This is a genomic window from Desulfosoma profundi (genome assembly GCF_055387865.1).
In genome coordinates, this window is sequence record NZ_AP042420.1 from 1,123,833 (window position 1) to 1,135,460 (window position 11,628).

Here is an 11,628-nt window from a genome sequence, read left to right on the forward strand (position 1 = left end):
GTCCGAAGACCCCCGAGGTGTCTCCGGTGTCCACACGCCTTTTCCGTTTCTTTCCGCCTAAAACAGGGCCGGATACCAGCCTGTGATACAGCGTCGCCCCCCCTCGCCGGAAGAACCTCGCACACACACGGTCACCGCCACCATATCCGCCAGCTCCCGCTCCTGGTTCGTCCCTTCCGGAACATACATCACCGGTTCGACGATCGCTTCGAAAACCCAGTCGTCCGTTCCGGGGACCCTTCCGGATCCCCCTCGGCGTTCCAGCACCCCTCGGATAAAACCCGGCTGGTCGACCAGTTCCCGGAGCACGTGCGCCGCATCCATCACCGATTCGGCCTTCGCCCGCAATCGGGTGGACTGAGAAAAGGCCTGGAAGACCACCGCCAGGCAGATGCCGGAAACCGCCAGAGCCACCAGAACTTCCATGAGCGTGAAACCCTTAGGGCTGCGCACGCGGCTCTCCTCCGACACGGTAGCGCACCAAAGTCCCGGTCACGGCGTCGATCTGCAGGCGCGCCACCACCCTGTTGTCCCGGCTCACCTTCAACCGAGCTCCGGTGGCGCTGCCGTCTGCATAAAAAAACACACAGGCCTGACCCTGTGCGTTTTGCAGCACCCCTTCCGCCTCGATGTGCACGTCTTCGGGAATCCGGGTGAACGCTTCGGGCTCGCCGGACACATATACCCGCCTGAGCCCGGGATCCAGGCATAGACGTGCCGGCACCCCATCATTCATGGCTCTCACCTTGGCCGCCCGAGCCAAGCGAGCCAATTCCAAGGCAAACCGCCGGGTCGGGTCGCCCGCCACGCCGCGCCCTACCCCCACGACGGTCAAAGCCACCCCGATGCTGACAATGACCAGCACGACCAACAGTTCAAAGAGCGTAAACCCACGGGAACCATGTTCCACGGTGTTTGTTCCCCCATGTCGGGCCACGGCCGGTCTAAAACGAAATCTCTTGAATACCCATGACCGCCACGAGCATGGAAATGACCATCGCCCCGATGAGAACCCCCATGCCCACAATGATGACCGGTTCCAGCAGGCCCAGATAGGCGCGGGTTTTCACCTGCACCACACCGTCCAGATCGTCGGCGGCGGACAGGAGCATCTCTCCCAACCGCCCCGTTTCTTCGCCGATGGCCGAAAGGTGCACTAATCGTGCCGGAAACACCTGGGTTTCCATGAGAAGCGCGCTCATGGGTTTGCCCTGCTGCACTTTTTGATAGACCACGGTCAGGGCGTCCTGCAGGACCCGATTGCGGACGACGTCTCGGGCCACGGCGAGGGCCTTGAGGAGCGGGACGCCGCTCATCAGCAAGGTTCCCAGAGTGCGGGCCCATCGGCCCAGTTCCACATCGCGGATCAATGGCCCGAGCACGGGCAGGCGAAGGAGCCACCGGTCGCCCGTCACCCGATAGGCCGGCCGCGTGAGCAGAGCCCTCGCGGCCAGTCCGGCCGCCGCGCACCCGATGAGTCCCATCCACCACGTTTTTCGAAAGACGGCACTGACCCCCATGAGGGCTCGGGTCGCCCAAGGCACATTGGCGCCCAAATCCTGGAAAACCACGGCAAACTTTGGAATGACAAACCCTAAGATGGCGGCTGCGGACCCCATGCCCATGACGAGCAACAGCATGGGATAGAGGGAGGACGTGAGGATGAATTTGCGGATTTCTTCGCTGCGCGTCAGAAAGTTCCCGAGCTTTTCCAAAACTTCGTCGAGAACACCGCCCACCTCGCCGGCTCGGATCATGCTTACCGTCAATTCCCCGAACTCCGGCGCCCGCTGGGCCACCGCCTCGGAAAGGCTGGCCCCTGCCCGGACCGCTTCTCTGATCTCCGAGGCCAACCGCCGCACTACCTGAAACCGGGTGGAATCCGCCATGATCCGCAAGGCTCGATCCACCGGAACGCCCGCCTTGAGCAGCTGGGCCAACTCGGTGATGAATTCGCGCCGTTGCGTCGCGCCGATGCGCCGACCGGCCCGGGGCCAGAGGCGCCGAGGCGGTGCCGGCCCGTCCAACCAGCGCACCACATACAGGCCTTTGGCCTGGAGGGAAACCACCAGGGACGCTTGGTCGAGAGCCTCCTCCGAACCATTCACCCGCCGTCCCGTGCGATCCACCGCCTGAAAAAAAAACCGCGGCATCAGCGCGTCACCCTCAGGACTTCTTCCAGTGTCGTCACCCCCATGCGCACTTTTTCCAAGCCCGCTTGACGGAGTGTACGCATCCCCAGCGCCGTGGCCGTGCGCACCAAGGCCGTCCGGTCGGAGCCTTTGAGGATTTCGCGCACCACGGCGTCGCACATGGGAAGGAATTCAAAGATGCCGATGCGTCCGCGGTAGCCCGTGCCGGCACATTCAGGGCAGCCGGAACCCTTGAAATATCGAGACGGCACGGCTTCCACCGGCACCTGAAATTCATCGGCAAGATTGCGCCGTTCCGTCTCTCCAAGGGCGATCTCGTGGATGCACGCGCGGCACACGCGGCGAACCAACCTTTGGGCCAGCACGGCCACCACCGCCGACGTGATCATGAACGGCTCCACCCCCATGTCTTCCAGTCGAGTGATGGCTCCGGCGGCATCGTTGGTGTGCAATGTGGAAAAGACCATATGACCGGTCAAAGCCGCCTGGATGGCAATCTCCGCCGTCTCCAAATCCCGAACCTCGCCCACCAGCATGACGTCCGGGTCCTGCCGGAGGAAAGAGCGTAAACAGTGGGCGAAGGTCAAGCCGATCTTGGGCTGAACCTGGACCTGATTGATCCCGTCGAGCTGGTATTCCACGGGATCTTCCACCGTGACGATTTTGCGGTCAGGCGTGTTGATATACTGGAGGGCCGCATAGAGGGTGGTGGTTTTCCCGGAACCCGTGGGACCGGTCACCAGGACGATGCCGTAGGGGAGCGTCACCGTGCGTTTGAACTGCTCCAACAAATCCTCGGGAAATCCCAGTTTGTCCAAATCCAGAAGGATGTCTTCCTTCTGGAGCAGCCGCAAAACCAAACTTTCCCCGAAGATGGTCGGGAGGCTGGAGACGCGGATATCGATGTCTTTTTTGGCCAGTTTGAACTTGATGCGCCCGTCTTGGGGCAGACGCATCTCGGCGATGTTCATGCGGGCCATGAGTTTGATTCGGGACGCAATGGCCGCCTGAAATCTTTTGGGAATATCCTCTTGATCGTGCAAGACACCGTCAATCCGATAGCGCACCTTCACCACATGCCGGGTCGGTTCCACATGAATATCGGATGCACCGGATTCCACCGCCCGATTGATGATGCGATTCACCAAGCGTACAATAGGCGCTTCGGACGCCATGTCTCGAAGCTGTTCGGGGTTATCCCAAAGGCTTTCGTCCAGGTCGGCCGTCGCCTCCCCTTCTTCCTCGGCCTCCTCCAGGTCCACATCCGCTTCGTACCATTGATACAAAAACCGAAGGATCACCCCGGCGTCGGCTCGATACACCCGCAGCGGCTTGCCGTAGGCATTCCGAACGGCCTCCCGAGCCGCCCAATCCCATGGATCGGCCATGGCCACCTTCACATGATCCGCCGATTCCTCAAAAGGCACGACGCCGTAGTGTTTCATGTACGCCAAAGGCAAGGGATTCAACGACGGGGGTGCATCCGGGAAATCCGTCTCTTCCGCCACAGGCACCGTCGGCTCGGCCTCAGGGAGCGGAGGCTCATCGGGCCCGATCCCGGTCGTCTGTCGGAATTTCTCCGAAAGTCCAGGCCATTTCGCCAGCAGTTCTCGCCAGGAAAGCATCCTCACGGTTCAACCGTCACTCTCTTCGTTGTGAAGACTGTCCAGAAAAATGGGCCCCCTCCGGAAATGAGGGATCGGTGTTCTCCCCCCTCCGTCCTATGTCCCAACCGTTTCGTGCCCTTCCACGGCCCGGCGATGGGCGAGATCCTCCGCGCCGGGACGCTTTCCCGCCACGGGGCGGCTTCCGGCTCGCCGGCACCCCCGATAACAGCGCGGAACGCGTCCCGCCGATCTCAAAGCTTCCGACGGCGCCCTAGTAAATCGGCGGCCATGCCGTCACGATTTTGCCGTTTTCGAGCAAAAGCACCGCCGCGCCGAACAAGTCCGTGCTGGCGCAGTAGATATCATAAAGTTCGTCACCAAAGCCATTCTGATCTAACGGGAGAATTTTCTTTTCAAAAAATCTCAGGGTATACACCTTCTGAGTCTGCTCCTGGGAATATGTGGTGAACCAACATGAGACGCTGATCGTAAAGTTGTTGAAATTGGAGATGATCAAAATGTTGTCCCACTGATAAGGACTCCATTCAGGCACAATGGGAAACCAGATCTGGTTGACCAGCTGGGCCGAAGATCCCGTGGCCTGTTCGTACTGGCTTTGAAAATGCTGCGGAATGCGGCTCTCGCCTGCCTGGCAATATCCCGCCGCCGCAAACACACTCAGGGCCGCCAAGACCACGATCATTTTTTTCATGGGTCGCTCCTTCCTTGGGATCGTTTCATAAAGAATCTTTGTCCCTGTTGGTCCGTCGCTTTCCCCGTCATTGCCGGAGGCCTTGTCTTTCATGGGCTCTTCTCGCCTATGGCGTCGGCTGTAACTTTGGCCAGACCTACGGCGTCCTCGGCGTCTCCAGGAGCCCGTCTCGTCGTCCGAAGACCGGACGGTGCCTTGTGGTCCCGCCCGGCGCATGCCGGCGGGCCAGGGGTCGAGCCCCCCGAAAAATACAGGCCTCCTCCTTTGTCCGCTGCTTGTTCGGCCCCCCTTTCTGCCTTTTCAGGCGTCGCCGTCAAACCGCTGCATCGTCCCAGCCTTTCGTCGGACGGCACACCCTTTCACGGACCCTTTGGAGGCTTGCCGTATTGTTCCAGGAGCTTTTCCAGGCTGGGTTCTTCCACAACCACATACCATCGGCCCTTTTTCCACACCCACGATGTCCTCACCGTGGATTGGATCTGTTGTTCCGAAGGGCCCAGCAAAGGGTGGCGGAGAAGGGACGTGACCGCCGTGTGGACCGAAGCCGTGGAGTCCCGAATGTCCACGCCTTGAATAGACCACGAAAGAATGCGCGAGGTCGGATTCCGTTTCCCCATGCGCTCGATGGTCTCGGCACGGGCCTCGCGTAGTTCGGGATCCACAAGATCCCGCAGCGCCTCGGCATCCTCCATCTGCTGCGCGCGCCAGTAGGCTTCGACCCGCTGTCGAAGAGAGCTCTCGGCATCGGCCGGAGACCCCCCGGAAAGGGATGCGCACGAAGCGGTCAGAACGGCCAAGATTGCTGGAAGAATCAGGAACGACTGCGCACGGAACAATCGGTGCCGGAACTCACCTCGCCACAACATGGGGCATGACCTCGATGTGAGAAAAATCGTCCGTGATGCTCACAACCGCAGAGCCCACCGAGCTCTCTGCAGAAACCTCCACCATGAGCGAAGGCGGCGGCTGCGTGGGCACCATCTCCTCGATCCACAGAAACCTTTTCTCAAAGCCTGAGAGAAAAATGTATTTCCACGTCACCTCCCCGGAAGTGGACTCGATGAGCGCCACGGTGACGAAGGTTCCTTCCGGGAGGGGGTTGGAGAGGATCAACACGGGCTTATCGTCCGCATGGGCTTTCACTTCGGCGAATCGGAACTTCAGTCCCGGAGGCCCCCCGGCCACATTAAAAAGAACCGGCGGACTGACGCCTTCCGAGGTTTCCACAGAGACGGGGCCGCTCACCGCCCCTTTGGGCACACGGACGGTGATCTTCTCATCTGTCCATTGCACCACCTCTCCGGCCACGTTTCCTGAGAACCGGACCACGCCGGGCGTGCTGGAAAAGGACGCCCCGTAGAGCGTGATCACCGCCCCCTGAGGCGCCGTAACGGGGACCACACGGTAGATGTACGGTCCGGCGATGGTCTCCCTCAGGGCCCTATCCACATTCAGCCGCCCCCCCGTCATCACCTTAAGGGGCGTGTCCGGCACATCCACCGTGCGCAACAGCCGCTCTTTCAGTTTCGGCGGCTTCAAAGTCGGGTGAACACTCAAAACCATCGCTGCGGCTCCGCTGACCACGGCCGTGGCCGCCGACGTGCCGGACCCCGTCTCGTAGGCGTTGCCGGGAGCCGCCCCGAGGATGTCGGTCCCAGGTGCGGCCAGATGGACGCTTCCGATGCCGTAGTTGCTGAAGGTCGCCAACAGGTCGGACTCATCGGACGCCGCCACGGCCACAAGGTTGGGTAACTCGTATCCTGCGGGATACATTGGGTAAATATCGTTATTGAAACGATTGTTGCCGGCCGCCGCAATGAAAAACATGTCCGTGCTGGACGCGATGGCGTCCTTTTCCGCCTGAGAGTAACTATAACTGCCGAAGCTCAGGTTCATCACACGCACCCCGCGGGATCGGGCAAACTCCACGGCCTCCAAAAAATCCGCCACCGTCCCTCCCGAGGCTCCGAGAAACTTGATCGCCATGATCGACGCCCGCCACGTCACCCCCGCCATGCCCACGCCGTTGTTGCCGAGAGCCGCCGCCACACTACTGACGAACGTCCCATGCCCTTCATCGTCCCGGACGTCCCCTGAGCTTTCGATGACGTTGATTCCGTAGCAATTGTCCACGTAACCGTCGGCATCGTTGTCGACGAAATCTCCGCAGATTTCCCCGGGATTCTTCCACACGTTCGCACTTAAGTCTTGATGGTTCCTGTCGATCCCCGTATCCACCATGGCCAGCAGTGTGCCGGCGTCGCCCGTGGTGAGCGACCAGGCCTCAGGCATGTGGATTTTCTCCAAAGCCCATTGCTCGGAATAGCGGGGATCGTTGGGAACCACCGAGAGCCGTTCCCGCCGATAATTGGGTTCGGCATACAACACCGCCGGATGGCGCCGAACGGCTTTGAGGACGGCTTCGGGGGAACGGCCCGGCAACACGTGAGCCCGAAAGACCCTGGCCGAAGGATACCACCGTCCCAGACGGACTCCCAAGGATTCCAGACTCTGCTGCTGATCACGATCAAAGATGACCCCGTCCTGGACGTCGTGGACCCCCTTGTGATCGTGAAATCGAATGAGGATCTCTTGGAAGTCCGCCGACAGCGCCCCTAAGGGCGACAAGATGACGGCCGCCCACATCACCACACAGACAATCGTCGTTCGGTTGTTCACGGCTTTTCCTTTTGTGAGAGGACCCCATGGAGTTCATTGTTTCCGGGAAGCGTAGAGCGTTTTTCCCCAGAAATCAAGCCATGTCCCGGCAAGGGGGACTCCGCCGCGCGTCCGCACGGAAAGCAGCACCCCCCTGGGTCCGGCCTGTTGGCAACCGCCTGAGAGCGCCGACTCCTCCAGTCTCTCGCCACTGATCTTCCACACCTTGTACCGACTCCACACAAGTCCGTCAATCCCGGATCCCGCTCGGAAAAGGACCGGCCGCCGGCCCGCCGCGGTGGCTTTCTCCTTGACCTTCTTCCCCACTCTTTTTAGCATGGCAGCTTCCATCGGCAGCGATCCCATGCACCGACTCCTTTTCGGAGGACGACATGAGTCACCCAAAGGCCCTCATTACGGGAATCACCGGACAAGATGCCGCTTATCTTGCCAAGTTTCTTTTGGAACGCGGCTACGACGTCGTCGGCTGTTACCGCCGCACCGCCTCCTCCAACATGTGGCGGCTCGAAGAAATGGGCATCCTGAACCGGATCGAGTTGGTCCCCATGGATCTTTTGGAGCTGACGAACATCGTCCGGGTGGTCCAAAAGGTCCGTCCGACGGAAATTTACAACTTGGCGGCTCAAAGCTTCGTTGGGATCTCTTTTGAACAGTCGGTCTACACCAGCCAAGTCAATGCCATCGGAGTGTGTTATCTCTTGGAAGCCATCCGGACCACGGACCTTTCCATCCGGTTCTACCAGGCGTCCACGTCGGAAATGTTCGGCAAGGTCCGGGAAACGCCGCAAAACGAAAACACCCCGTTTCATCCGCGCAGCCCCTATGCGGTCGCCAAGGTTTACGGGCATTACATGACCGTAAATTACCGGGAGGCTTACGGGCTCCACGCCTCCTGCGGCATTTTGTTCAACCATGAATCCCCGTTGCGGGGTCGGGAATTCGTCACTCGCAAAATTACCGCTTCATTGGCCAAAATCTATTACGGGCAACAGGATGTTCTGGAGCTGGGCAACTTGGACGCCGCCCGGGATTGGGGCTATGCGGGCGATTATGTGCGCGGCATGTACCTCATGCTCCAACAGCCGCGCGGGGACGACTACGTATTGGCCACCGGAGAAACCCACACGGTGCGGGAGTTTTGCGAAAAATCGGCCCGATGCGTCGGCTTTGACATCCAATGGGAAGGGGAAGGGGTGGAGACCCGAGGCATCGACCGACGTTCCGGAAAAACCCTCATTCGCGTCCATCCGGATTATTTCCGCCCGGCTGAAGTGGATCACCTGTGCGGCGATGCAACCAAGGCCCACCGGATCCTCGGATGGCGGCCGCAAGTGACCTTTGACGAACTGGTGGAACGGATGGTTCGGGCCGATATGGATCGAGCGGCCAGAGGGGTTTTACAAGCCTTGCGGTTTTAGCCGGCCGCTCGTGCCGACGTCCGCACCCGCCTCTCTTCATGGGCACGCCAAGATGCCCATGGAACGGCGGCACGCCAGCGGTCCCTGCGCACCTTCACGGAGGCATCTTCTTTGATCGAAACGCGGATTCCTGAAATCGATCTGGAAACCCTCGTCAAGCATGTCCGAGAAGAGCTCCGTCGTCTCCACGAGACGCCCCCAGAGGGGGACGCTTCCGGCCCCAAGGCAGACCCTGCCGAAAGTCCCCCTGTGGAAACCCAAGTCTTCTCTACAGCCTGTCCTACAACCGAGGTGTCCTCTCCGGCGTTGTCGGACGACCTGCCCCAAACGCCGCCCGGAGCCGTTGTGGACTTTCGAGATCTGGACGCCCATTGGGCCGGGCGTTTTGTGGATCTCGCCTATCGGACGGTGTTGGGTCGAGCTCCGGACCCGGAAGGGCTGGCTTATAGATTGGAGGCCCTGTGCACCGGCCGTCTCACCAAAGCGGAAGTGGTGGCTCGTTTGCGGTGGAGCCCCGAAGGACGCACTCACGGTGTGCGTATCCAAGGATTATTGCCGGCTTTGGCACGGGCGGCGCTTCGCAAAATCCCCATCTTCGGCCGCATCCTGCGCCATCTGGATGCCCTCACCCATCGCACCACCCGACAGCTGGAGGAATTTTCCGCGCAGATGCAATCCTTCTGCGCGAGACAAAACACCATCGTCCAGACCCAGAGTGTCGTCACGGCCCACCTTCAGGACGTGGTGCATCCCCGTTTGGAAGCCCTCCAAAACGCCCTGGAAACCCAAAGTGCCCTCACAGCTCAACTCCAGGACGTGGTCCACCCCCGCCTGGAAGCCCTCAAAAATGCCGTGGACGCCCTGCGCGCGGAACTCCTGCCGCCGGTGGAATCCCTCCAAAGGAACCTCCAGGATCTCCTGAGCAAGGATCCCATCGGCCACCTGCAAAACCATGCCCGAGCCATCGCCCAGGTGAGGGAGGCGCTGGCCGATCACCAAAGGCGCTTGGCGTCCTGGGCGGAACGCTGGAGCGCCCCTCATGGCGCTCTTTCGGTGACCGAAGCAACGCCGAGGACTCCCGCGGACTCAGCCCAGGCGACACCCGACGAGACCCCCGAAGACACCGCCCTCCCCCTTCAGGCACGGGCCCGCGACGTCCAAGAGCGGCTTTTCGACGCGTTCTACACTTCCCTGGAACAAGCGTTCCGCGGAGATTCCAAAGACATTGAAAACCGGCTTCGATTCTACCTGCCTTATCTTCAAAAGCTCCCGCTGGATCTCGCGCCGCTCCCTGTGGTGGACGCCGGGTGCGGCCGCGGCGAATGGCTCGAACTGCTTCGGGCCGAAGGTTACGAGGCTTTGGGGGTGGACACGAACCGCCTCATGGTGGCTCGGTGCCGGGAAAAAGGCCTCAACGCCGTCGAAGCCGACGCCATCCGCCTCCTCAAAGAACTTCCCCCGGGCGGCACGGGGGCGGTGACGGCTTTTCAGCTCATCGAGCACCTGGAGCTGGAAGATCTCATTCGCTTCGTGGACGCGGCCTATGAATGTCTCGTGCCCGGAGGGATGCTGCTCTGCGAAACCCCCAATCCGGAAAATCTCATCGTGTCTTCGTACTCTTTTTATCTCGACCCCACGCATCGGCGCCCCATTCCGCCGCCCGTGGCCGTTTTTCTTTTGGAATCCGCAGGCTTCTGTGATGTCGCCATCGTTCGGCCTCCCCGCGTCCGCCCCCCGGAAAGCCAGGAAATGCACGGTATCCCCCCGCTTCTCCAAAAACTGCTTTTCGCGGAAGAAGATTACGCCGTCATCGGGTACAAACCCCCGTGCCGGCATGCGCTCTGAGGGACACTGTCGGGCCGACGCCCCGGTGGGTGAGCTTCTCGCTTTTCGCGGCACCGCCGGATCCGCCGGCACATCGGCATCCCGCAGCAAGGCACGGACACCTCGCCCGTGACCCGGCACATCCGAGGGCCTTTGGTCATTTTGCGCAGGGGACGAACCTCGCCCCTCCCGGTCCCGAGGAACCGCCCACGCCCACGGCGCACACCTCGCACCTCCGCAGATCAGGGCGCGGCGCATCTTTCAGCGTGCCGATACCGGCAGCTAGGCCGGCAAGGATTGCCAAAACTCAAGAGCGTTATCCACGGCCTTTTGCGCTTTGGCTTGCGCCTCCGCCTGTGCTTCCGGGCTCAAGGCATTCCAGTAGCTCTTGGCGCGAACGGCGGCCTGCTGCGCCACGGCGCTCGCCTGAATGCGCATTTGTTCCTGGACCGTCTCGTCCAAAGACTGCCACAAGGCGACGGCAGCTCCCAGAATGGTTCTCCCTGTGGCCAAAATTTCCGACTTTGTCGGGCCCTGGGCCGTGGACACGTCCTCGGAAGTCTCGACGGTTGTGGATTCGACGGCGCTCTCTTCTTCCAAAACCGTTTCAAAAGATTCCGAAGATGTTTCGGCAGGAGCCGCCGTGGACACGGCGGTCGAAGAATCATAGGTTCCGGTGAGAATCTGTTCCCACAGATGGATCAATTCTTCAGGGCTGGTAATAATCATGATGACACCTCCCCATGGACGATGTGGCCTGGGGATCGGCCCTTCTCGGCACCTTTCCCCATACTTCCCGTAGTCGGCTTGCGCCGGTCGGATGTATGGCAACTCTCGTGCCTCAATCCCCATGAACGCCGCCGTGTCCGTTCCGTCCGAAAAACCCTTGAAGAAACGCTGGTATTCCCCCATCCCCGGCACGCCCTTCACGGGGCACTGCAGGAGGATTTTTCCATCACAAGGCAAAAAATTCCGGCCCGCTTCGCACCTGAATCCCCCCACCCCCATGGGCCGCGGATGCCCGACCCCGTCCTTAGGCCGCCGTCCGGCAAAATCTTGCACCAGGGCATGCCTTCCCGCTATAGTGCGCCTGAAAACGCCCGACGCAAGGATGGCCGCCCTCGTCGGCATAAGGGAAATGGGGGAAGTTGTGTCGGGCATCCCGTCAAAAAAGGAAACCTGTGGCCACGGCTTCATGGTGTTCCACAAAACGAAAAAACCAACCGTGTGAGGAC

Annotated in this window: 11 protein-coding genes; 2 read left to right on the forward strand and 9 right to left on the reverse strand. The window is 60.9% G+C overall.

Annotated features, from left to right (window positions below; all coding sequences use genetic code 11):
- Positions 1-57: 57 nt before the first annotated feature.
- The 8 genes from ACZ5K9_RS04965 to ACZ5K9_RS05000 all read right to left on the reverse strand — a co-directional run bounded on the left by ACZ5K9_RS04965 (position 58) and on the right by ACZ5K9_RS05000 (position 7,496).
- The gene (locus ACZ5K9_RS04965; protein ID WP_464273316.1) at positions 58-453 is read right to left on the reverse strand and encodes a type II secretion system protein; all 396 of its coding nucleotides are present in this window, start codon (positions 451-453) and stop codon (positions 58-60) included.
- A complete protein-coding gene (locus tag ACZ5K9_RS04970; protein ID WP_464273317.1) occupies positions 440-910 on the reverse strand; it encodes a prepilin-type N-terminal cleavage/methylation domain-containing protein in 471 nt (156 codons plus the stop codon). The genes ACZ5K9_RS04965 and ACZ5K9_RS04970 overlap by 14 nt, the downstream gene beginning before the upstream one ends.
- Positions 911-944: 34 nt before the next feature.
- Positions 945-2,153, reverse strand: a complete 1,209-nt coding sequence (locus ACZ5K9_RS04975) for a type II secretion system F family protein (protein WP_464273318.1) — start codon at positions 2,151-2,153, stop codon at positions 945-947.
- Positions 2,153-3,778: a type II secretion system ATPase GspE gene (gene gspE, locus ACZ5K9_RS04980; protein WP_464273319.1), complete on the reverse strand. Its 1,626-nt coding sequence runs from the start codon at positions 3,776-3,778 to the stop codon at positions 2,153-2,155. The genes ACZ5K9_RS04975 and gspE overlap by 1 nt, the downstream gene beginning before the upstream one ends.
- 253 nt (positions 3,779-4,031) lie before the next feature.
- On the reverse strand, positions 4,032-4,472 hold the full coding sequence (locus ACZ5K9_RS04985) for a hypothetical protein (protein ID WP_464273320.1): 441 nt from the start codon (positions 4,470-4,472) through the stop codon (positions 4,032-4,034).
- Positions 4,473-4,831: 359 nt separating this feature from the next.
- Entirely contained in the window at positions 4,832-5,338 is a 507-nt protein-coding gene (locus ACZ5K9_RS04990; RefSeq protein ID WP_464273321.1) for a nuclear transport factor 2 family protein, read from the reverse strand.
- Positions 5,322-7,151: a S8 family serine peptidase gene (locus ACZ5K9_RS04995; RefSeq protein WP_464273322.1), complete on the reverse strand. Its 1,830-nt coding sequence runs from the start codon at positions 7,149-7,151 to the stop codon at positions 5,322-5,324. The genes ACZ5K9_RS04990 and ACZ5K9_RS04995 overlap by 17 nt, the downstream gene beginning before the upstream one ends.
- 33 nt (positions 7,152-7,184) lie before the next feature.
- Positions 7,185-7,496: a hypothetical protein gene (locus ACZ5K9_RS05000; protein WP_464273323.1), complete on the reverse strand. Its 312-nt coding sequence runs from the start codon at positions 7,494-7,496 to the stop codon at positions 7,185-7,187.
- Positions 7,497-7,522: 26 nt separating this feature from the next.
- On the opposite strand from ACZ5K9_RS05000, the gene gmd reads away from it, so the two are divergent.
- Positions 7,523-8,569 (forward strand): GDP-mannose 4,6-dehydratase, encoded by a 1,047-nt coding sequence (gmd, locus tag ACZ5K9_RS05005; RefSeq protein ID WP_464273324.1) that lies wholly within the window; start codon positions 7,523-7,525, stop codon positions 8,567-8,569.
- A gap of 111 nt (positions 8,570-8,680) precedes the next feature.
- Positions 8,681-10,414 carry a methyltransferase domain-containing protein gene (locus ACZ5K9_RS05010; protein ID WP_464273325.1) on the forward strand — a complete coding sequence of 578 codons (1,734 nt, stop codon included), beginning with the start codon at positions 8,681-8,683 and terminating at the stop codon, positions 10,412-10,414.
- A gap of 261 nt (positions 10,415-10,675) precedes the next feature.
- Here the strand turns inward: ACZ5K9_RS05010 and ACZ5K9_RS05015 are convergent, their stop codons facing one another.
- Positions 10,676-11,305, reverse strand: a complete 630-nt coding sequence (locus ACZ5K9_RS05015) for a hypothetical protein (protein WP_464273326.1) — start codon at positions 11,303-11,305, stop codon at positions 10,676-10,678.
- Positions 11,306-11,628: the final 323 nt, after the last annotated feature.

What these genes read in the sequence shown, in the direction of transcription:
- gmd (WP_464273324.1), top strand. Translation starts at nt 7,523, where the DNA reads ATGAGTCACCCAAAGGCCCTCATTACGGGAATCACCGGACAAGATGCC.
- ACZ5K9_RS04985 (WP_464273320.1), bottom strand. Translation starts at nt 4,472, where the DNA reads ATGAAAAAAATGATCGTGGTCTTGGCGGCCCTGAGTGTGTTTGCGGCG.
- gspE (WP_464273319.1), bottom strand. Translation starts at nt 3,778, where the DNA reads ATGCTTTCCTGGCGAGAACTGCTGGCGAAATGGCCTGGACTTTCGGAG.
- ACZ5K9_RS04990 (WP_464273321.1), bottom strand. Translation starts at nt 5,338, where the DNA reads ATGTTGTGGCGAGGTGAGTTCCGGCACCGATTGTTCCGTGCGCAGTCG.
- ACZ5K9_RS05015 (WP_464273326.1), bottom strand. Translation starts at nt 11,305, where the DNA reads ATGGGGGAATACCAGCGTTTCTTCAAGGGTTTTTCGGACGGAACGGAC.
- ACZ5K9_RS04975 (WP_464273318.1), bottom strand. Translation starts at nt 2,153, where the DNA reads ATGCCGCGGTTTTTTTTTCAGGCGGTGGATCGCACGGGACGGCGGGTG.
- ACZ5K9_RS05000 (WP_464273323.1), bottom strand. Translation starts at nt 7,496, where the DNA reads ATGGGATCGCTGCCGATGGAAGCTGCCATGCTAAAAAGAGTGGGGAAG.